Origin of the sequence: Comamonas sp. B-9 (assembly GCF_000410635.1) — a bacterium.
In the GTDB taxonomy this organism is placed as follows: Bacteria; Pseudomonadota; Gammaproteobacteria; order Burkholderiales; family Burkholderiaceae_C; genus Comamonas.
Genome location: NZ_KE148643.1, coordinates 10,939 through 32,408, shown reverse-complemented (window position 1 = coordinate 32,408; position 21,470 = coordinate 10,939). Strand labels below are relative to the sequence as shown.

Below are 21,470 nucleotides of genomic sequence, written 5' to 3'. Positions count from 1 at the left end.
AGGCCAGGCATGCAGGCAGAGAACGACAGCTTGACGGTGATGTTGGACGCACCGGATGACTTTACCGGCTTCCGCCAAGCGGCGCGGGTATTGCTGGCCCTGGGCGCTGCGCCTGAGGTGGTGCATTGGCGCTGGACGGATGCGCTGGCCACCCAGGCCGAGGATGGTGATTTGTTTGCGGATGCTGCTGCCGATGCTAGTACCGATGCCCCAGCCCGCGTTATCACCCCCGATGCGCTGGACCGTTTGGCCATCGCACCCGGCCAGCCGGTGCATATCCGCAAACCCCAGCTGGCCGTGCTGCGCCATGCCTGCTGCCACCGCAACCCGGGCCGCTTTATGCTGTGTTACCGCTGGTTGTCGCGGCTGCAGGCCATGCCCAGCCTGGCGGGCGATGCGCTGGATGCCGATTGGCGCGAGATTGAGCGCCTGGCCCGGGCGGTGGGGCGCGAGATCCACAAGATGCATGCCTTTGTGCGCTTTAGGCCCGCGCAGGACGAGAAGGGCGCGCCGCTGCATGTGGCCTGGTTCGAGCCCGAGCACCACATCGTGCGCGCCGCCTCGGGCTTTTTCAGGGAGCGCTTTAGCAATATGCGCTGGGCGATTCTGACGCCGGACTGCAGCGTGCTCTGGGACCAGGAATGCCTGCAATGGGGGCCTGGCGCCACGCAAGCCCAGGCACCGGGCCCCGATGCGGGCGAGGCGCTGTGGTTGGCCTATTACCAATCGACCTTCAACCCGGCGCGGCTCAAGGAGCAGGCCATGCTGCGCGAGATGCCGCGCCGCTACTGGAAGAACCTGCCCGAGACGCAGCTGATCAGCGGCCTGGTCACAGGTGCGCGCAGCCGCACCGGGCTGATGCTGGCGGCGCAGCCAGCCGCTGAGCGCGCCTGATCAGCCGTGCGGATCTGCAAGATCAGTGCAGCGAGACGTCTTCTCGGCGCACATGGTCATTGGCGGTGCCTGTGGGGCGGCTGGACCAGTAACCGGCCAGCAGCGAGCCCGAGATGTTGTGCCAGACCGAGAAAATGGCGCCCGGCAGCGCGGCCATGGGGCTGAAGAACTTGGCGCCCAGGCTGGCTGCCAGGCCCGAGTTCTGCATGCCCACCTCAATCGCCAGTGTGCGGCAGACCGATTTGTCAAAGCCCAGCAGGCGACCACCCCAGTAGCCACCCAGGTAGCCGATCAGGTTGTGCGCAATGACGCCCGCTACCACGACGCCGCCGACGGTGGCAATGCGGTCACGGCTCAAGGCCACCACGGTGGACAGCACCAACAAGATTGCCACCATCGATACGAGGGGCAGCAGGCGCTCGACGCGCTTGATCTGCGCATGCCAAAAATGGTTCAGCAGCAGGCCCAGGCCAATGGGCAGCAGCACGATCTGCGCAATCTCCATCAAGAGCGCGCTGACCGGCACATCGATCGAGGCCGAGATGTAGAGGCGCGCGAGCAGTGGCGTGGCCACAATCCCCACCAGGGTCGACAGCGCGCTGATCGTCACCGACAGCGCCACATCGCCCTTGGAGAGAAAAATCATCACATTGGATGACGTGCCGCTCGCCACGCTGCCCACCAGCACCATACCTGCCGTCAGCTCGGGCGGCATGTTCAGCGCCTTGGCAATCAGCCAGGCGGCCAGCGGCATGATGAGGTAGTGCAGGAAGAGGCCGGCTGCAATCGGGGCCGGGCGCTGCAGCACGCGGCTGAAATCGGCCACGCGCAGGGTTACGCCCATCGCAAACATGATCAGCATCAGCAGCTGGGCGATGTGGGGCTTGAAGCCCAGGAAAGCCGAAGGCGCGCTGTAGGCGATCAGCGCCATCACAGCCGCCCAGACGGGGAAAAGACGGGTCAACAAGGCAAGCACGGAAATATCCAGACCAAAAACGGGCCCCAGACTGCGCAGAGGGACAAAGCCGGATGCACAGGGGCTAAAAAGCAGGGAGTGGTTGATGCGTGGCCGCGGCGGTGCTGGCCGGGCAGGGGATAGCGGTCCGGGGCAGCAAAAGGGCGGTGAACGCGGCGCTACCGGTGGGTAGCGGGCAGGCGCTGGGAGCTTGTGGCTGGCCGCATCAGAGCCGCGATCATACGGTTACGGCTGCAACTGGTTGGGGCGAGCGGCCGGTGGCATCACGGCGCAGTCGGATATAGGTGCGCAAGGCCTGGCGGTGCTGGGGCAGGTGCAGGCACCGGGCTTGCCAGTGCAGCTGAACGATGGAATGCTGGCATCTTTTGTACCCACCGCATGCTACGTTCCAAATAGCACGCTTGGGCGCCAATGCGGGGCTGGGTGCTTGGCGCACCAGCCTGGTAAAAAGAGCGGCTCACGCGGCCTGTATTGTAGGACTGCAGGCTTTTTGTGCCCAGCGCCGGCATGCTGTGGTGGCAATCGGTAGATCATCCAGTAGAGTTGTTGAGATTGGTTAACGATCTGATGCATAACTGCAACAAGGTGCCTGGGCACCGTGCGGCTGCATCCCCCGTCTCGCAATGCGCGCCCTGAACTGGCTGTCAAAGCTGGTCCCCCACAGAGCGGCACTGCCAGACCATCTATAGCTTTGTGCCAGGCGGCCTGCGCGCTGGACACACTTTTTTGGAGGAGGGTGCAGATATGCCACCCCAAGCAGCATCTTCCATGCCGCTGCCGCAGATCGGCGGCTGGCTTGAACACAGTGTGGGCCCCTTGATGAGTTGGTGCGTGCTGGTTGCAGCTGCCGCACTCGCCGGGCACGCAGTTTTCCGACTCACCGGTTTTCCGCGCATGCTGGGCTATACCGTGGTGGGCCTGCTCGCTGGCTGGCTGGGCTTTGGCGATCTGCCCTGGCCGCTGCAGGGCAACACCCAGGTGCTGCTGCACACGGCAGTGGGCACCAGCATGCTGATTGCGGCCTCGCAAATCTCCCTGAAATGGCTGGTGCGACAGCCATTTTTGCTGTTGCAAAGCCTGGTCGAATCGCTGGCTGCGCTGGTGCTGGTCACCGCCACCTTGCAACTGCTGGGCATGGGCTGGGCCGTGTCGCTGGGGGTGGGCGTGGTGGCCATGGCCGCCTCGCCATCGGTGCTGCTGCGCATCTCGGCCGATCTGCGCTCCAGCGGCGCCGTGACCGACCGCAGCTTGCTGATGGCCACCTTGGGCTGCATGTATGCGCTGGTGCTGGGCCTCGTGGTCACCGTGGCCTGGTCGCCCGTCGCCGGCACCGATGCCCAATCGGGCCTGGTGCTGACGGCAGCCGGCATGGGCCATCTGCTGTGGAGCCTGGGTTTGACCCTGCTGTGGGCACTGCTGACCACCGCCGCGCTGTGGCCGGTGCTGCGCTGGCAATCCTCGCGCAGCGATTCCACCGCGCTCTACATGATTGCGGTCTTGGTGGCGGCCAGCCTGATGGCTGAACGCCTGGGCGGGTCGGCCGCGCTGGGCTTTGTGCTGGCCGGGGTGATGCTGCGCAACCTGAGCCCCAAGCCCATGGTCTGGCCCTCGGCCTTTATGGCCGGCAACACCATGCTCAATTTGCTGATGTTTGTGCTGGTGGCCAGCATGGCCGGCCAGATTGCACCCAGCGCGGCGCTGATCAGCCTGGTCGCTGCCGTCAGCCTGGCGCGGCTGGTGGGCAAGATGGGCGGCGTGCTGCTCTTGGGTGCGGGCACCGGCATTGGCTGGTTGCGCCAGTGGCCGGTGGCCTGCGCGCAGTCGCCCAGCTCAGGTCTCGCCTTGCTGCTGGCCTCGGCCCAGGTGGCGCAATGGGCATCCATCAACCCGGAAGTGGCAGTGAGCGTGTCGTCCATCGCGCTGCCGATGATTGTGCTGTGCGAGGTGATCGGCGTGCTGCTGGCCTCGCTCGCTTTGTGGCGCAGTGGCGAGGCGCACCGCGGTATCGGCCTGTCCGCCCTCACCAGCAAGGAGAAACGCCATGACGCTTGAAGCCTTCCACCAGTCCGAGGCCTTGACGCTCGGCGTCGAGCTGGAGCTGCAGCTGGTCAACACCAACCACTATGACCTGACGCCCTATGCCCCCGATATGCTGGCCCTGCTGAAAAACGCGCAGGTGCCCGGCTCCATCGTGCCCGAGGTGACCACCAGCATGATCGAGATATCGACCGGCATCTGCACCGACGCCCAGGATGCGTACCAGCAGCTGAGCGTCACGCGCGACGCGCTGGTCAAGGCCGCAGACAAACTCAATATTGCGCTGGCCGGCGGCGGCACGCACCCGTTTCAGCAGTGGCACCAGCAGCGCATCTACAACAAGCCGCGCTTCAAGGAGATCACCGCGCTCTACGGCTACCTCACCAAGCAGTTCACCATCTTTGGCCAGCATGTGCATGTGGGCTGCCCCGGGGCCGATGCGGCCTTGATGATGCTGCACCGGCTCTCGCGCTATATCCCGCACTTTATTGCGCTGTCGGCCTCCAGCCCCTTTGTGCAGGGGCAGGACACGGCCTTTGATTCTGCCCGGCTCAATTCGGTGTTTGCGTTTCCGCTCTCGGGCCGGGCGCCGTTTGCGCTGCACTGGGAGGACTTTGAGCGCTACTACGACAAGATGACTGCCACCGGCGTGATCCACAGCATGAAGGACTTCTACTGGGATATCCGGCCCAAGCCCGAGTTTGGCACGGTGGAGGTGCGGGTGTTTGACACGCCGCTGTCCATCGAGCGCGCCGTGGCGCTGGCTGCCTATGTGCAGGCGCTGGGCGCCTGGTTCCTGGCCGAGGAGCCGTTCGAGCCCAGTGAGGACGATTACCTGGTCTACACCTACAACCGCTTCCAGGCCTGCCGTTTTGGACTCGAAGGCGCCTATGTGGACCCGGCGACCAGCGAATCCTTTGGGTTGCGCGAGCATATCTTGCTCACCTTGCAGCGTATCCAGTCCTATGTGCCGGAGAACAGCAAGGAGGCCTTGCAGCAGCTGCGCAAGACCGTCAACGAAGGCGTCAACGATGCGAGCCGCTTGCGCGAAGCCTACGCGCAGGCCCAGCAGCTCCCTGAGGTGGTGCGCCAGTCGACCTTGCGCTTCCGATATTGACGCAAAACTGCCCATTAAATCCACCGGCTTGAAGGCCATCCGGGGCTGGCCTGCATTACAGTGCATGGGCCAGCCATTCTTTATGCCTTCAACCGTGTCTGAAAAATCTCTGCTGCTCATCCAGGTCGGCACACCGCCCGACGATATCCGTGCCCAGGTCGGCGATTTGCCGCTGTGGTTTTCCACCGTCCTCGCCGCTGGGCCCGCCTTCAAGGTGGTGCGGGTGTTCGAGGGCGAGGCCTTGCCGCCGCATGATGCACACAGCGCCGCGATCATCACCGGCTCCTGGGCGATGGTGACGGACCTGCTGCCCTGGAGCGAGGCGACCGCCCAATGGATACGGGAGGCGATGGCGCGTGACATGCCGCTCTTTGGCATTTGTTACGGGCACCAGCTGATGGCCCATGCGCTGGGTGGCCGGGTGGATTACCACCCGCAAGGCCGCGAGATGGGTTGCCTGGATATTGATCTGCTGCCAGGCGCAGAGCACGAGGCCTTGCTGGTCGGCTCAGGCCCGCATTTCAAAGCCAACCTGACCCATATGCAGACGGTGCTGGAGCTGCCGCCCGGCGCCCGGGTACTGGCCCGCTCGGCCCATGATCCGCACCAGGTCGTGCGCTATGGGCCCCATGCGGTGTCCACCCAGTTCCATCCGGAGTTCAGCCAAACGGTGGCTGCCGCCTGCATCGAGCTGCGCGCGCAGGTGCTGCAATCTGAAGGTTTTGAGCCGGCGGCGATGCTGGAGCAGCTGAGCGACACGCCCGTGCCCCAGCAGATGCTGCAGCGCTTTGTGGCCGCCTATGCCAGCCAGCCAGCAGCTGCGCTGGCACTGCAAGCGGCCCAGGTGCCTCAGGCCGAGACGATCTTGACGGTATAGCCCTTGCCGGAGGCGATCACCTCCAGCAGGCGGTCGATATTGGGGTGCGCGCCGGGGCGGGCCTTGGCGTCGTCCGTGTGCTCGGCAAAGATCGTGAGGCCTTCTTCGGCCGCTGCCACATTGATGCCGCCATGCTTGGCGGCCAGTGCGTTGTAGACCTTGGCCGAACCCGCCTTGCCGGGGGCATTGGGAATGGTGGCTGCAACTTGGCCTTCGGCATCGATCAGTTGCAGCTCGGCGATATGGTCGATGGAGGGCAGGGACTGGAGGTTGTCAGCAAAAGCCATGGGGATTCCTGGGCGCAAAGGTGGTATCAAAAAAATAGCTGCCGGTGCTTATTGCATGGGCAGCTCACGGGTTTTGTATTATGCAACAGCGCTTGCCGCCAACGGGGGCAGGGCGGTGCTGGCAGCGCTCCTCGCGCGCATTAGCCCTGGGCCTTGACCAGGTCCATGATAAAGCGCCAATGCGCCTCGTCCACCGGCGTGATCGACAGGCGATTGCCTTTTTGCAGCACGCGCATGTCTTGCAGCTCGGGGTACTGGCGCAATGCAGCCACCGAGATGGGCTTGATCTTGCGCAGTGCCTGCACATCGAGCATCAACCAGCGCGGGGCCTCCGGCTTGGACTTGGGGTCATAGTATTTGGACTGCGGGTCAAACTGGCTGGAATCGGGCCGCAGCCGGCCTGCAATGCGGGCGATGCCGTAAATACCGGGCTCGGCGCAGCTCGAATGCCAGTACAGCACACCGTCACCCACCTGCATGTCATCGCGCATGAAATTGCGCGCCTGGTAATTGCGCACCCCATCCCAGGCAATGGTGGCATCAGGGGCGCTGAGCGCATGGTCGATCCCATATTCGTCCGGCTCGTTTTTCATCAGCCAGTAGCGGGGGGATGCAGCGTTCATGGTGTTTGTTGGTGAAGGAGAGGGAGCCATTGGGTGGCACGGCCTGGAGCCAGCCGCGCATGCATGCGCCATGCTAAACGATGCGCCGGCGCTGCTGCTGCCAGCACAGCCATGCGGGCCTGCGGATCACCGGCGGCGTTTATACGAGACAAGCCACAGCGGAATTGGCGGCAACATAGTACAATAGAGAGCTTTGCAAGCTTTTATAGCTTGGAGGCGCTCGCTGCCCTGGCAGCTGCGCCGTCAATATTGTGTGGGATGCTGGCTGTTGCGCCCCGTTGTCGGGCTGGCAGATATCCGCTTGGTTGCCTTGCAGACCCTTGCCCCTTGGGTGGCGAGAGTTGGCATGGCCCTCCCGAACCATGGAGAGAGCCACCGCTTGTTGGTGGCACTGAGAACAGCATGGCGAACCGGTTTCGCACATGCACCACTAGACAAGGATTCGTCGACTTATATGGCTAAAGAAGAACTGATTGAGATGCAGGGCTCCGTGACCGAAGTGCTGCCCGATTCGCGCTTTCGCGTGAAGCTGGACAACGGCCACGAGCTGATCGCTTACACAGGCGGCAAAATGCGCAAGCACCACATTCGCATTCTGGCCGGTGACAAGGTGTCGCTGGAGATGTCGCCCTACGATCTGAGCAAGGGCCGCATCACTTTCCGTCACCTGCCTGGCCGCGGCCCGGCACCGACCCAACAACGTTAACCGCATGGGTGGAGGCCGCTGTAAAAAAATCGTCAAATACGAAATGCAGCTGCCAAAACCCTGGTTACAATAACGGCTTAGTCGGAGCGTAGCGCAGCCTGGTAGCGCATCTGCTTTGGGAGCAGAGGGTCGCGAGTTCGAACCCCGCCGCTCCGACCATTCCATTTAAAAACCTGTTGCATGCAAATGCAGCAGGTTTTTTTGTTTTGGCGATTCTTGGCAATTTGCGATATCGCGCGGTTTATTCAGATGGAGTGCCGGCAAGCATCTTTGGCAACCATCTTTCACATTCTGCTTCATGCATGGCGCTTGGCGCGGCCCTCTCGTTTTTGCTGCGCAGCGGGCAGGGCGGCTGTCTCGCCAACCGCCCCGGCAGATGAAAAGTTGTCAAAGTAATCATTTTTCGCCGGAAGTGGCTCCGGCTCGATATACAATAACGGCTTAGTCGGAGCGTAGCGCAGCCTGGTAGCGCATCTGCTTTGGGAGCAGAGGGTCGTGAGTTCGAATCCCACCGCTCCGACCATCCTTATCGAAACCTGTTGCACGCAAGTGCAGCAGGTTTTTCGTTTGGGCGGTGCTGCAAAAGGGCGAAGTACCGCCCGCCATTCAGCTTGGTCTATGGCTTGATGAGCCAGGCAATCAACCAGATGGTGATCGCCATCAACATGGGGGGATGATGCCCCTCTTCATCACCGGGAATGTGCCCACCCGGATACATATATTTACCGGCTCCCTGCGCGTTGATTTTGCTGCATTCTTCGCTGAAACAGCCAGTGCCTAGCAGAAATCGGGCCTGATTTTCTGCTGCCAAGAACGCTACAGGTAGCGTACACTCAAGCCCATAGACACCATATGTAGTGTCCACCGCTTCCCCCACAGGTTTATTGATGCTGGTCTCGCGCCAGCCAAAACGCGCCAGCCATGCCTGGCGCGTTTTGGCGCGGGACTGCCGCGTCTTGCGCCCGTGGTCCTGCGTTTTTTATCCCATTAGAAACATCGCAAATGAACCAGACAAGCACTATGAGAGTCACCAAGCGTGACGGTCGCGTTGAGCCTATCGACCTCGACAAAATCCACCGGGTGATTGACTGGGCGGCCAAAGGCCTGAGCAATGTGTCGGTCTCACAGATCGAGCTGCAGTCGCATATCCAGTTTTATGACGGCATCCGCACCGATGCGATCCATGAAACCATCATCAAGTCTGCGGCCGACCTGATCTCCGAAGACGCACCGGACTACCAGTACGTGGCAGCGCGCCTGGCGATCTTCCACCTGCGCAAGATCGCCTTTGGCCAGTTCGAGCCGCCGCACCTGTACGACCATGTGCAAAAGCTCACCGAGCTCAAGAAGTACGACCCGCACCTGCTGGCCGACTACAGCCGCGAAGAGTACGACGAGATCAATGCTTTCATCGACCACTGGCGCGATATGGACTTCTCCTACGCAGCCGTCAAGCAGCTCGAAGGCAAGTACCTGGTGCAAAACCGGGTGACCAAGCGCATCTACGAAAGCCCGCAGATCCTCTACGTGCTGGTGGCGATGAGCCTGTTTGCCAAGTACCCGGCCGACCGCCGTCTGCAGTACATCAAGCGCTTCTATGACGCCGTCTCGCGCTTCAAGATTTCGCTGCCCACGCCCATCATGTCGGGCGTGCGCACACCGCTGCGCCAGTTCAGCTCCTGCGTGCTGATCGAGTGCGATGACAGCCTCGACAGCATCAACGCCACCACCAGCGCGATTGTGAAGTACGTCTCGCAGCGCGCCGGTATCGGCATCAACGGCGGCCGCATCCGCGCGCTGGGCAGCGAGATCCGGGGCGGCGAGGCGCAGCACACCGGCTGCCTGCCTTTCTTCAAGATGTTCCAGTCGGCCGTCAAGTCCTGCTCGCAGGGCGGCGTGCGCGGTGGTGCCGCCACCTTGTTCTACCCGCTGTGGCACCTGGAAGCCGAGTCGCTGCTGGTGCTCAAGAACAACCGTGGCGTCGAGGAAAACCGCATCCGCCATCTGGACTACGGTATCCAGATCAACCGCATGCTCTACCAGCGCCTGATCAAGGGCCAGAGCATCAGCCTGTTCTCGCCCCATGATGTGCCCGGTCTGTACGAGGCCTTCTTTGCTGACCAGAACAAGTTCGAAGAGCTGTACGTCAAGTACGAGGCCGACGAATCCATCCGCAAGCGCACCCTGCCAGCGGTGGAGCTGTTCTCGCTGATGATGCAAGAGCGCGCCAGCACCGGCCGTATCTACATCCAGAACGTGGACCATTGCAACACCCACAGCCCGTTCAACCCGGCCGTCGCTCCCGTGCGCCAGTCGAACCTGTGCATGGAAATCCTGCTGCCCACCAGCCCGCTCGAAGACATCAAGGACGAGAACGGCGAAATTGCGCTGTGCACCCTGTCCGCCTTCAACCTGGGCGCGCTCGAATCGACCGACGAGCTCGAAGAGCTGGCCGACCTGATCGTGCGTGCACTCGATGCGCTGCTGGACTACCAGGACTACCCGGTGGCCGCCGCCCGCATTGCGACCGAAAAGCGCCGCTCGCTGGGCGTGGGCGTGATCAACTACGCCTACTACCTGGCCAAGAACGGCGTGCGCTACTCCGACGGTTCGGCCAATGGCCTGACCCACCGTACCTTCGAAGCCATCCAGTACTACCTGCTGAAGGCCTCGGTGCAGCTGTCGCGCGAGTTCGGCCCTTGCACCGCTTTTGCCGAGACCAACTACGCGGCCGGCATCCTGCCGATCGACACCTACAAGAAGGACATCGACGCGCTGACCGATGAGCCCCTGCACCTGGACTGGGAAACCCTGCGCGCCGAGATCAAGACCCACGGCCTGCGCAACTCGACCTTGACGGCGCTGATGCCATCCGAGACCTCCAGCCAGATCGCCAACGCGACCAATGGCATCGAGCCTCCACGTGGATTTGTGTCGGTCAAGCAGTCCAAGGACGGCATCCTGCGCCAGGTGGTGCCGGAGATCGATCGCCTGAAGGGCCAGTACGAGCTGCTCTGGCAAATGCCCAACAACGATGGCTACTTGAAGCTCGTAGGCCTGATGCAGAAGTTCGTCGACCAGTCCATCTCGGCCAACACCAACTACGACCCACAGCGCTTTACCGATGGCAAGGTGCCGATGCAGCAACTGCTCAAGGACCTGCTGCAGGCCTACAAGTTTGGTGTCAAGACCCTGTACTACCACAACACCCGTGACGGTGCCGAAGACATGCAGGGCGCAGCCGCAGAAGACGACTGCGCCAGCGGCGCCTGCAAGATCTAAGCGGAGAGAAGGCGATGGCATACAGCACCTTCTCCAAGGTCGACAATGACCAGCTCAAGGAACCGATGTTCTTTGGCAATTCGGTCAATGTCGCCCGCTACGACCAGCAGAAGTACCCGATCTTCGAGAAGCTGATCGAAAAGCAGCTCTCGTTTTTCTGGCGCCCTGAGGAAGTAGACATCACGCAGGACCGGATCGACTACCAGAACCTGCCCGACCACGAAAAGCACATCTTCATCAGCAACCTGAAGTACCAGACGCTGCTCGACTCCATCCAGGGCCGCAGCCCCAACATGGCCTTCCTGCCGCTGGTGTCGCTGCCCGAGCTGGAGACCTGGATCGAGACCTGGGCGTTCTCCGAGACCATCCACTCGCGCTCCTACACGCACATCCTGCGCAACATCGTCAACGATCCTTCGGTGATCTTTGACGACATCATGCGCAACGAGAGCATCAAGCTGCGTGCGGGCGATATCTCGTCCTACTATGATGACCTGATCCGTGATGCCATGCTGCACGCCCAGCTGGGCGCAGGCAGCCACACGATCAATGGCGTGGTGCACCAGATTGATGTGTACCAGCTCAAGAAGAAGATGTACCTGTGCCTGATGAATGTGAACATTCTGGAGGCCATCCGCTTTTATGTGAGCTTTGCCTGCTCCTTCGCGTTTGCCGAGCGCAAGCTGATGGAGGGCAATGCCAAGATCATCCGCCTGATTGCCCGCGATGAGGCGCTGCACCTGACCGGTACCCAGCACTTGCTCAACATCATGCGCTCGGGCCAGGACGATCCGGACTTTGCCAAGATCGCCAAAGAGACCGAGCAGGAATGCTTTGAGATGTTCAAGACCGCGGCCTTGCAGGAAAAGCAGTGGGCCGAGTACCTGTTCCGCGACGGCTCGATGATTGGCCTCAACAAGGACATCCTGAGCCAGTATGTGGAGTACATCACCAATATCCGCATGACCGCGATCGGGCTCAAGCCCGCGTTCGAGAACGCCAAGAGCAACCCGATCCCCTGGATCAACACCTGGCTGTCGTCCGACACCGTGCAGGTGGCCCCGCAAGAGGTGGAGCTGAGCTCTTACCTGGTGGGCCAGATCAACGCCGAAGTCTCGCTCGATGACCTGAGCGGAATCGAGTTGTGACCACCGTCAGCACCACGGACACCCTCATACGCGTGCTGCCAGGGGAGACCCTGCTCGAAGCGCTGGAGCGCACGGGCCACGATGTGGAGTACCAGTGCCGTGGTGGCTATTGCGGCAGCTGCCGTCTCACCTTGGTGGAGGGCGAAGTCGTCTACACCCAGGAGCCGCTGGCCTTTGTCGGACCCAATGAGGTGGTTCCCTGCTGCTGCATGGTCAAGACCCCCATCAAGGTGGAATGCAGCCTGCGGCAAGTGGAAACCAGCGCTGACGATAAGAGCCAGCTGGCCCTGGATTTGTAATTCTTCTGCTGTTCTGCGTACAGGCCCCAAGCTTTGCTTGGGGCTTTTTTTGTGGCTGAATCCGGTGCCTGAATGCGGTATATCGCTAAGGCCTGGCGCGCCTATAGCCTCGCATTTTTTGCTGTCCTTCCAAGCTTTACACAAGCATCTCTTGGCGGTTTTACAGCACCTGTCCGCCCTGATTGGTGCAAGCTGCCGCCGCATGGTGCAGCAGCGCGCTGGCCTGGTGCATCGGCCACCCAAAACCAGGCATTGCTGCGCTGCTGCAGTGCATGGCCACCGGGTTAGCGCGTAATGGTTTTTACCCGCGAAGCACAGCTTGTGCCCGCCCTCGAATTTCTTGTTTGCGCCGACTGGGCGATCACTTGATCATCGCTGCCAGGTCAGAGCTTCTGATCCACACAGCTTGCATGATTCGGAGATACCAGATGGCAACAAGCCAAGTCATACGCGCCGGGGCAGACATCGGCGGCACTTTCACAGATATCGCGCTCGAGGTCGATGGCGTCCTGTTCAGCGAGAAGGTCCTGACGGACTATGAAAAACCTGAGCGCGCCATCGTCACCGGCCTCAAACAGGCGGCAGCCCAGGCAGGCATTGCGCCAGCGCAGATCGGCACGGTGATCCACGGCACGACCCTGGCCACCAACTCGCTGATTGAGCGGCGCGGCGCCAAGACCGCCTTCATCACCAGCGAAGGTTTTCGCGATGTGATCGAGATGCGCAACGAGGGCCGTTTTGAGCAGTACGACCTGGCCATCCAGCTGCCCGCGCCGCTGATTGCCCGCAACCACCGCTATACCGTGCAAGGCCGGCTTGATGCCAAGGGCCAGGAGCTGCAGCCGCTCGATGAGGCAGAGGTGCAGGACGTGATTGCCCAGCTGCGCGAGGGTGCGTACGACAGCGTGGCCGTGGGCCTGATGCACAGCTACAAGAACCCGGCCCATGAAAAGCGGGTGCGGGCGCTGATTGTAGAGGCGCTGCCCCAGCTGTCGGTGTCCATCTCCAGCGAGGTGTCGCCGCAGATCCGTGAGTTCGAGCGCTTCAACACCGTCTGCGCCAATGCGTATGTGAAGCCGCTCATGTCCTCCTACCTGCAGCGCCTGGCCCAGGCCTTGGTGGAAGAGGGCATGCATTGCCCGCTCTACCTGATCCACTCGGGCGGCGGGCTGATGTCGCTGGCCAATGCGGCCGAGTTCCCGGTGCGCCTGCTCGAATCCGGCCCAGCCGGTGGCGCCATCTACGCCAGCGATTTTGCGGCCAAGTACGGCCAGGACAAGGTGGTGTCTTTTGACATGGGCGGCACCACCGCCAAGATCTGCCTCATCGACCAGCATGTGCCCAAGACGGCGCGCGTGTTTGAAGTGGCGCGCAGCTACCGCTTCAAAAAGGGCAGCGGCATGCCGATCTCCATCCCCGTCATCGAGATGATCGAGATCGGCGCGGGTGGTGGCTCCATCGCCCATGTGGACGACATGCGCCAGGTGCGTGTGGGGCCGGAGAGCGCGGGCTCGGAACCCGGCCCTGCCAGCTACGGCCGGGGCGGCACGCGCCCCACGGTGACCGATGCCGACTTGCTGCTGCACAAGCTGGACCCGGCACGCTTTGCCGGCGGCAGCATGCGGCTGAACATGCCTGCCGCGCAAGACGCCATGGCCACCCATGTCGGCCAGGCGCAAGGCCTGGACGCGGTGCGTGCGGCCTACGCCGTGGCCGAAGTGGTGGACGAGAACATGGCCAATGCCGCGCGCATGCATGCCGTGGAGTCCGGCCAGGACCTGGAGGCCTACACGATGATCGCCTACGGTGGCGCAGCGCCGTTGCATGCGGTGCGGCTGTGTGAAAAGCTGGGCATCCATCGCCTGCTGATCCCGACGGGCGCCGGCGTGGGCTCGGCCATCGGCTTTTTGCGCACCCCCTTTGCCTATGAGTCGCTGCGCAGCTCGGTGATGCGCATGAGCCAGTTCGATGGCGAGGCCGTCAATGCCATGCTGCGCGAGATGGAGGTCGAGGTGAGCGCCTTTTTGCACGACACCGGCTACGACGGCGAGACCGTCAAGGAGCTGCGTGCCTTTATGCGCTACTGCGGCCAGGGCTGGGAGATCCCTGTGTCGGTGCCTGTGCAGCACTTTGACCCGGACAGCGTGCCCGCGCTCAACGCGGCCTTTGTGCAGAACTATGTGGCCTTGTTTGGCCACGCGATCGACGGGCTCGATATCGAAGTGGTGAGTTGGGCACTGTCCTTGCGTTCCAAGACCTTGCCGCCGGCCAAGGCCGAGCTGCAGCAGGGCGGCACGCCCCAAAAGGGTGCCGGGATGGTGCTGGACCGCCGCGAGGTGTTTGACGGCAAACAGGGCCAATTCTATGCCTGCGATATCTATGAGCGCCTGGGCTTGCCAAGGGGGCAGGCCGTGCCCGGCCCGGTGGTGATTGTGGAGAAGGAAACCTCGACCTATGTGAGCCCGGGCTTCAAGGTGGTGCTGCAGGCAGATGACTGCATGCTGGTCGAGCGCATGGACAGCGGAGTGTGATCATGGCAAACAATACAGACGTTCATTACCAAATCATGTGGAACCGCCTGATCTCGGTGGTCGAAGAGCAGGCGGTCACCTTGATCCGCACCGCCTTTTGTACCAGCGTGCGGGAGGCGGGCGATTTGTCGGCCGGCGTGTTCGACAAGCAGGGCCGCATGATGGCCCAGGCCGTCACCGGCACGCCCGGCCATGTGAATTCCATGGCTGAGTCGGTCGCGCATTTCGCCAAGCGCTTTGAGCGCAGCACCTTGCAAGATGGCGATGTGCTGGTGACCAACGACCCCTGGCTGGGCACCGGCCACCTGCACGACATCACCGTCGTCACCCCGGTGTTTTATGGCCGCGATGGCCACAGCGACCATATCGGCTACTTTGCCGCCACCGCCCATGTGGTGGACATCGGCGGGCGCGGCTTTGGCCCGGACGGCAGCGATGTCTACGAGGAGGGCCTGTGCATTCCGCCGATGAAGTTCTTCCGCGCAGGCGCACTCAATGAGGACCTGATCGAGATCCTGCGCAACAACGTGCGCGAACGCGACCAAGTGATTGGCGACTTCCATTCGCTGGCCGTCTGCAATGCCACCGGCATGCGCCGCCTCAAGGGCATGCTGGCCGAGTTTGAACTGCGCGACCTGGAAGACCTGGCTGGCTTCATCTTTGAGAACAGCCAGCGCGCCACCCGCGAGCGCATCGCCGCCTTGCCCGATGGCACCCAGCGCTATGCGATGACCGTCGATGGCTATGAAAAGCCCATCGAACTGGTCGTTGCGGTGGAGATTGCGGCCGACAAGCTGCGCGCCGACTTTGCCGGCACCTCGGACCCGAGCCGCTACGGCATCAATGTGCCGCTGACCTACACCAAGGCCTATGCCTCCTACGCGCTCAAATGCGCGATTGCGCCGGAGATTCCCAACAACTGGGGCTCGCTGGAGCCCTTTGAGATCAGCGCGCCGGAGGACTGCATCCTCAATGCCCACCGCCCGCGCCCGGTCTCGGTGCGCCATGTCATCGGCCACCTGATCCCCGATGTGGTGCTGGGTGCGCTGCAGCCCATTTGCCAGGGTGAGATTCCGGCCGAAGGGGCCAGCTCGCTGTGGAACCTGCAGATGCGCTTCAAGGGCATCACCCAGGCGACGCGCAACCAGCAGCACGAGATCCTGATGTTCAACACCGGCGGCACCGGTGCGCGGCCCTCGAGCGACGGCCTTAGCGCCACCGCCTTCCCCAGCGGCGTGCAGGCCATGTCGGTCGAGGTGACCGAGAGCATCGGCCCCATCATCATCTGGCGTAAGGAGCTGCGCCCCAACTCGGGCGGCGCCGGCCGCTGGCGGGGCGGCCTGGGCCAGCGCATCGAGGTGGGCTCGGCAGAAGGCTTTGAGTTTGACCTGAACGCCATGTTCGACCGCGTGCATTTTGCAGCGCGCGGCCACAACGGCGGCCAAAGCGGTGCACTGGGCAAAGTGTCGCTGGATGACGGCACCGCCTTGCGCGGCAAGGGCAAGCAGCAGATCCCGGCCGGGCGCCGTTTGATTCTGGACTTGCCCGGCGGCGGCGGCAACGGCGATGCGGCCCAGCGCCCGCCAGCCTTGGTGCAGCGCGATGTGGACTACGGTTACATCAGCGCCGAGCAGGCAGAGGCGGACTACGCCCATGCCAAGCGGCTGACGCCGGTCTGATCGCATGACGATGGCCAGTGGCCCAGCCGCTGGCCCGTTCTCCACTTTTTCTCTCACTGAAGAACTCAAGGTAGCTCGATGCGCACACACAATCCCATGGCAGATGGCTTTGCCGCCCCAAGTGCAAGCCTTTCGGACTGGTCGTCCCCCCAAGCGGCGGTGGCGCCGCGCGCGGTGCAATCCAAGGAGCTCAACCGCGTGGTGCTGGCCTCGGTGGTGGGCAGCTTTGTCGAGTGGTTCGAGTTCTCGGTCTACGGCTACCTGGCAGCAGTGCTGGGCAAGGTGTTCTTTGCCACCAGCTCGCCCACCATGCAGATCACCGCCTCCTGGGCGGCCTTTGCGATTGCCTTTTTTGCCCGCCCCATTGGCGGCATCTTCTTTGGCTCGCTGGGCGACAAGTACGGCAGAAAGCGGGTGCTGACCATCACCATCATCATGATGGCGATCTCCACCTTCCTGATCGGGGTGCTGCCCGGCTATGCGAGCATCGGCATTGCCGCGCCGCTGCTGCTGATCGTGCTGCGCCTGATGCAGGGGCTGTCGGCCGGGGGCGAGGCCAGTGGCGCGGCCATCTTTGTGGCCGAGTACTGCCGCGACCGCAACCGCACCTTGCTCACCAGCTGGGTGGAAGTGGGCTGCATGGCCGGCTTCTTCTTCGGTGCCTCGGTCTCGGCCATCCTGACGGTGTTTTTCAGCGCCGACCAGATCCTGGACTGGGCCTGGCGCATTCCGTTTCTGATTGCGCTGCCGCTGGGCGCCATTGGCCTCTATATCCGCAAGTACCTGGAAGAGACCCCCACCTTCATGGCCATGAAGCAGCAGCATGACGCACTGGCCCAGGCGAGCTGGAAGGTGCTGTTCGCCACCCACAAGAAGGAGCTGTTCCAGTCGGCCGGCATTATCATCGTGACCAATGTCACCTTGTTCACCGTCGTCACCTACATCCCGACCTACTTTGTCAGCGCGCTGCATGTCGATGTGGCCACCGGCCTTAAGCTCTCGCTGGGCCCGCAGCTCTTTTTGGTGGTGATGATCCCCATCATGGGCCTGCTGGCCGACAAATTCAGCCGCAAGGCGATGATGATCGCTGCGAGCCTCGCGATTGCGGTACTGGCCGTGCCTTGCTTTCACCTGCTGCTCGAAGGCAGCACCGCCGCCAAGATCTCGTCCTTGATGGTGCTGAATTTCTGTCTGGCCATGCTGCTGGGCAGCATCTACTCGATCATTCCTTCGATGTTCCACACCAGCGTGCGCTTCAAGGGCATGGCACTGAGCTACAACGTGGCCGTGGCGATGTTTGCCGGCACCGCGCCGATGATCAACTCCTGGCTGATTGCCCAGACCGGCAATCCGGTCGTGCCCGCCTACTACCTGATCGGCGCGGCAATCATCGGCCTCGTGGCGCTGGTCAGCAGCCGGGACCGCACCGGTCTGCCGATGCATGGCGATCCGGTGCAGTAAGGCCATGCGCTGCTGAGCGCTGCGCCAGCCCGAACGCATCCCTTATGGATGCGTTTTTTTATGCATCAGCGGGGCAGGGCGCAGCGGGCAAGAGCGCTGGCATGCCGGCCCGCTGGGCGCCGGGCTGCGACCTATAATCATCGGCAGCCCGGGCGTTCCTCCCTCCTGCCCGGCGCCCCTCCATGAAATACAAGCTACCGCCCCTGCAGCCACTGCGCGTGTTCGAGTCCGTCTACCGCCATGGCTCCATCCGCAAGGCGGCCGATGAGCTGTGCCTGACGCCGCAGGCCGCCAGCCAGCAACTCAAGCAGCTGGAAAGTGCGCTGGATGTGCAGCTGTTCGAGCGCGGCGCGCGGGGCCTGGCGGCCAGCGCCGAGGCGCAGACCTTGTACCACTATGTGGAGCAGGGGCTTGATGCGCTGAGCCAGGGGCTGGAAGCAGTGCGTTCCCACCACAAGGATGCGCAGTTCCATATCCAGGTCAGCCCGTATTTTGCAACCCAGTACCTGATCCGCTCGCTGCCCTCGTTCACCAAGGATTACCCGGAGCTCGACCTGCGCATCTCCATCGGTGTGGAGCTGCCTTCGTTCGATAGCAGTGATCTGGACGCAGCCATTGTCTGGGGCTACGGCGGTGTGGACCATCTCGATGAAACGCCGCTGCTCGAAGACCTCAAGGTCATCGTCGCCACGCCCCAGCTGCTGGCCCAGCACCCGGTGGAGAGCGCGCAGGATTTGCCGCACCACCGGCTGATATCGCCGCTGACGCACAACAGCCTGTGGCAGGACATTTATGCGATGCTGGGCCTGGATCCTGGCGGCAAGCATGTCAGCCCCATGCTGCTGCACACGCACGATGCGATGCTGCAAGCGGTGCTCAGCGGGCAGGGCGTGGGCCTGCTGTCCTATGTCGATGCGCTCAGCTATATCCACAGCGGCAAGCTGCTGGCTCCCTTTGGGGCCGAGCTGCTGCGCCAGCTGCCGATGGACAGAACGCCCAAGTTCCACCTCTACACCCGCCGGGGCGGGGGAGAGCGCCCGATCCAGGCGAGCTTTCGGCAGTGGCTGCTGGGCCAGCTGCGCAGCACTGACTTTATCGGCTATGCGACGCGGCTGCCGCAGGGCTGATACAGCCACTGGGGCATGCGCTGTATCGCCCAGCTGACACCGGCCTGGACGAAAAGGCGCTGCCCGGGCCTGCGGCTGGTACACTGGCTGCGCTTTGAAAAAAGCCTATCTACAGGTGCTTGTATTGCACAAGTGAAACGGGAACAAGGTCGGGAGTGCGCTCCCCCAAGCCTTGGCTGCCCCCGCAACGGTAGACAGGAAACGTAGCCGATGCGGCCCGCTCCCACGCGGGCCCAGTCACTGGGGTTGAAAGAGTGTCCACGCCTGCCAGGCAACAAGACGCCCGCATCCTGGGAAGACCGGCTACCGGGTCAGCGCCTGCGCTGCACCGCCTGTAAGCCCGGAGACCGGCCTGTTCCTAGTCGCAGTGCGCGCTGTGCCTCTGGCCAGCACGTGCTCTCTCAACTGTCTGCGGGGTGTGGACGGCGGTTCTTCGCGCGACCCCGTCCTGGGGGTGACCGCGTGCAGTGCAGCCCCCGCATCAGGCAGTTAGCGCCTTTTGTTCAAATGACTGCAGTTCCCTTTCCGAAAAACCGGCTCCTGGCTGCCCAGCGGCTCTCGTCCTCCCTGCGCCTCGTTGGCAGCTCCTGTGTTCTGTGCCTGCCCGCCTTGGGCATCGCAGTGGCCCATGCCCAAGAAGCCTCACTGCCCGAAGTGGTGGTGAGCGACCAACGCAGCGAGCCCAATGCGCTCCAGCTGCCTTCCACCTCGGCCAGCAAGCTGGCCGTGCCGCTGCAGGACCTGCCCGCCAGTGTCAGCTCGGTCTCGGCCGTGCAGGTGCAAGAGCGTGCCGACTACGAGGTGGTCGATGCCGTGGGCCGCAGCGTGGGCCTGAGCGCCAATGGCACCCCTGGCAATGGCGGGCTGTCGTTCTCCAGCCGGGGCTTTACCGGTGTCAACTCGGTGGGTGTGGCCGAAGACGGGCTGAGCCTGGGGGTCGCAGCCGGCACCGTGGCCTATCCCAATTCCAGCTGGGGCTATGAGCGCTTTGATGTGCTGCGCGGCCCCGCATCGCTGATGTACGGCAGCGGCACCATGGGCGCTACGGTGAACGCGGTGCGCAAGGAACCCAGCCGCATCACATCGACCGAGGTGCTGCTGGGCGCCGGCTCCCACGGCACGGCCCGTGCGGGCCTGGGCAGCACCGGCGCGCTGAGCGACAGCCTGAGCTACCGCCTGGATGTCTACGGCGATCGCAGCGATGGCGAACGCCAACTGGGCAACAGCGACAGCAAGAAGATCATGAGCGCCATCCGCTGGCAGGCGAGCAGCGATCTGCGCCTGGACCTGACGGCCGATGTCAGCGACCAGCGGCCCGAGCGCTACTTTGGCACCCCGGTGGTCGATGGCAAGCCGGTGGCGGCGCTGCGCGACCGCAATTTCAACTTTCTTGACAGCGACATCCACTACAAGGACCAGCGCTACAAATTGAAGGCCGAGTGGAACGTCAGCGAGGCGCTGGTGCTGCGCAACGAGACTTACCATATGAAGGCCGACCGCCACTGGAAGAACATCGAAGGCTATGACTACGATGCCAGCACCCGCATGGTCCACCGCTACGACTACCTGGAGATCGGCCACGACCTGGAGCAAAGCGGCAACCGCCTGGGCGCCGTGTTCAAGCCTGGCCAGCATGAGATTGCGATGGGCTGGGATGTATCGCAGGCCAAGTTCACCGCCCTCAACAGCTCGCCCTATACCGGCGAATCCGATGTGCCGCTGACTGGCGGCACCAGTGGCTACTGGGACAGCCCGGACCCCTACAAGCCGCGCATGACCTCGCGCATCCGCCAAAACGCCTTCTACCTGGAAGACGCCTGGAAGCTGGGCGAGCAGTGGCTGCTGATGGCCGGCCTGCGCCGCGATCTGTATGACTTTGACCGCATGGATTTGCTGAGCCAGGCCCGCTTTGACAAGACCCTGGGCGGCACCTCCTGGCGCCTGGGCCTCACGCACAAGCTGGACCAGAACACCAGCCTCTATGCCCAGGTCAGCACCGGCCATGACCCCGTCAACAGCCTGCTGTCGCTGACCCAGTCGCAAACCGGCTTTACATTGAGCAAAGGCCGCCAGGTGGAAGTGGGCATCAAGCAGCAGCTGCCCAATGGCCAGGGCGAATGGACCCTGGCGGTCTTCGATATCCGCAAGAAAGACATCATCACCCGCGATCCGGACCGGCCAGCGCTGTCGATCCAGGGCGGCAAGCAGTCGTCCAAGGGGATCGAGCTGGCAGGCAGCTGGCGGGCGACCAAGGCCTGGCGCTTTGAGGGTAACCTGGGCTATGCGGATGCCCAGTTCGACGAGCTGCTCGAAGGCGCCACGGCCATTGACCGCGCCGGCAACCAGCCGGCCAATGTGCCGCGCTACACGGCCAATGCCTGGGCCCATTACCAGACGGGCGATTGGCGCGCCTCGCTGGGCCTGCG

The 21,470-nt window shown here is 63.0% G+C and carries 17 protein-coding genes, 2 tRNA genes and 1 riboswitch; of the genes, 15 read left to right on the top strand and 4 right to left on the bottom strand.

Going from position 1 to position 21,470, the window contains the following annotated elements:
* Nucleotides 1-9: 9 nt before the first annotated feature.
* Complete coding sequence (locus H928_RS0119795; RefSeq protein WP_021028058.1) at nt 10-894, top strand: TIGR03915 family putative DNA repair protein; 885 nt, start codon at nt 10-12, stop codon at nt 892-894.
* 22 nt (nt 895-916) lie between these two features.
* Here the strand turns inward: H928_RS0119795 and H928_RS0119790 are convergent, their stop codons facing one another.
* The gene (locus tag H928_RS0119790; protein WP_021028057.1) at nt 917-1,870 is read right to left on the bottom strand and encodes a bile acid:sodium symporter family protein; all 954 of its coding nucleotides are present in this window, start codon (nt 1,868-1,870) and stop codon (nt 917-919) included.
* Between the two features lie 744 nt (nt 1,871-2,614).
* Between H928_RS0119790 and H928_RS0119785 the strand changes: the two genes are divergently transcribed.
* The 3 genes from H928_RS0119785 to H928_RS28875 all read left to right on the top strand — a co-directional run bounded on the left by H928_RS0119785 (nt 2,615) and on the right by H928_RS28875 (nt 5,901).
* A complete protein-coding gene (locus H928_RS0119785; RefSeq protein WP_239645029.1) occupies nt 2,615-3,922 on the top strand; it encodes a cation:proton antiporter in 1,308 nt (435 codons plus the stop codon).
* Nucleotides 3,912-5,024, top strand: a complete 1,113-nt coding sequence (locus tag H928_RS0119780) for a YbdK family carboxylate-amine ligase (RefSeq protein ID WP_021028055.1) — start codon at nt 3,912-3,914, stop codon at nt 5,022-5,024. The genes H928_RS0119785 and H928_RS0119780 overlap by 11 nt, the downstream gene beginning before the upstream one ends.
* Before the next feature lie 94 nt (nt 5,025-5,118).
* A complete protein-coding gene (locus H928_RS28875; RefSeq protein WP_239645028.1) occupies nt 5,119-5,901 on the top strand; it encodes a glutamine amidotransferase in 783 nt (260 codons plus the stop codon).
* Here the strand turns inward: H928_RS28875 and H928_RS0119770 are convergent.
* Complete coding sequence (locus H928_RS0119770; RefSeq protein WP_021028053.1) at nt 5,874-6,188, bottom strand: DUF2322 family protein; 315 nt, start codon at nt 6,186-6,188, stop codon at nt 5,874-5,876. The genes H928_RS28875 and H928_RS0119770 overlap by 28 nt on opposite strands.
* A 140-nt stretch (nt 6,189-6,328) precedes the next feature.
* Nucleotides 6,329-6,811: an EVE domain-containing protein gene (locus tag H928_RS28870; RefSeq protein ID WP_021028052.1), complete on the bottom strand. Its 483-nt coding sequence runs from the start codon at nt 6,809-6,811 to the stop codon at nt 6,329-6,331.
* A gap of 454 nt (nt 6,812-7,265) precedes the next feature.
* On the opposite strand from H928_RS28870, the gene infA reads away from it, so the two are divergent.
* From infA to H928_RS0119750, 3 genes are all read left to right on the top strand, one after another.
* Entirely contained in the window at nt 7,266-7,517 is a 252-nt protein-coding gene (infA, locus tag H928_RS0119760; protein ID WP_021028051.1) for a translation initiation factor IF-1, read from the top strand.
* A gap of 82 nt (nt 7,518-7,599) precedes the next feature.
* Nucleotides 7,600-7,676 (top strand) — tRNA-Pro (locus tag H928_RS0119755).
* A gap of 287 nt (nt 7,677-7,963) precedes the next feature.
* Nucleotides 7,964-8,040, top strand: a tRNA-Pro gene (locus H928_RS0119750).
* Nucleotides 8,041-8,133: 93 nt separating this feature from the next.
* Here H928_RS0119750 and H928_RS31750 read toward each other — a convergent pair.
* Nucleotides 8,134-8,328 (bottom strand): hypothetical protein, encoded by a 195-nt coding sequence (locus H928_RS31750; protein ID WP_148293236.1) that lies wholly within the window; start codon nt 8,326-8,328, stop codon nt 8,134-8,136.
* A gap of 209 nt (nt 8,329-8,537) precedes the next feature.
* Here H928_RS31750 and nrdA point away from each other — a divergent pair, with 209 nt between their 5' ends.
* From nrdA to H928_RS28860, 8 genes are all read left to right on the top strand, one after another.
* Nucleotides 8,538-10,799, top strand: a complete 2,262-nt coding sequence (nrdA, locus tag H928_RS0119745) for a class 1a ribonucleoside-diphosphate reductase subunit alpha (protein WP_021028050.1) — start codon at nt 8,538-8,540, stop codon at nt 10,797-10,799.
* A 14-nt stretch (nt 10,800-10,813) separates the two neighbouring features.
* Complete coding sequence (gene nrdB, locus H928_RS0119740; protein ID WP_021028049.1) at nt 10,814-11,947, top strand: class Ia ribonucleoside-diphosphate reductase subunit beta; 1,134 nt, start codon at nt 10,814-10,816, stop codon at nt 11,945-11,947.
* Nucleotides 11,944-12,246 carry a class I ribonucleotide reductase maintenance protein YfaE gene (gene yfaE / locus H928_RS0119735; RefSeq protein ID WP_021028048.1) on the top strand — a complete coding sequence of 101 codons (303 nt, stop codon included), beginning with the start codon at nt 11,944-11,946 and terminating at the stop codon, nt 12,244-12,246. The genes nrdB and yfaE overlap by 4 nt, the downstream gene beginning before the upstream one ends.
* 428 nt (nt 12,247-12,674) lie before the next feature.
* Nucleotides 12,675-14,777, top strand: coding sequence for a hydantoinase/oxoprolinase family protein (locus H928_RS0119725; protein WP_021028046.1), 2,103 nt, complete (start codon nt 12,675-12,677; stop codon nt 14,775-14,777).
* A gap of 2 nt (nt 14,778-14,779) precedes the next feature.
* On the top strand, nt 14,780-16,456 hold the full coding sequence (locus H928_RS0119720) for a hydantoinase B/oxoprolinase family protein (protein WP_027011153.1): 1,677 nt from the start codon (nt 14,780-14,782) through the stop codon (nt 16,454-16,456).
* A gap of 78 nt (nt 16,457-16,534) precedes the next feature.
* Nucleotides 16,535-17,917, top strand: a complete 1,383-nt coding sequence (locus H928_RS28865) for an MFS transporter (protein WP_084635883.1) — start codon at nt 16,535-16,537, stop codon at nt 17,915-17,917.
* A 182-nt stretch (nt 17,918-18,099) separates the two neighbouring features.
* A complete protein-coding gene (locus tag H928_RS0119710) occupies nt 18,100-19,044 on the top strand; it encodes a LysR substrate-binding domain-containing protein (protein WP_021028043.1) in 945 nt (314 codons plus the stop codon).
* Nucleotides 19,045-19,140: 96 nt separating this feature from the next.
* Nucleotides 19,141-19,415, top strand: a riboswitch (cobalamin riboswitch).
* Between the two features lie 136 nt (nt 19,416-19,551).
* Nucleotides 19,552-21,470: TonB-dependent siderophore receptor (locus H928_RS28860; protein WP_239645027.1), on the top strand; the 1,919-nt coding region annotated here is incomplete at its 3' end.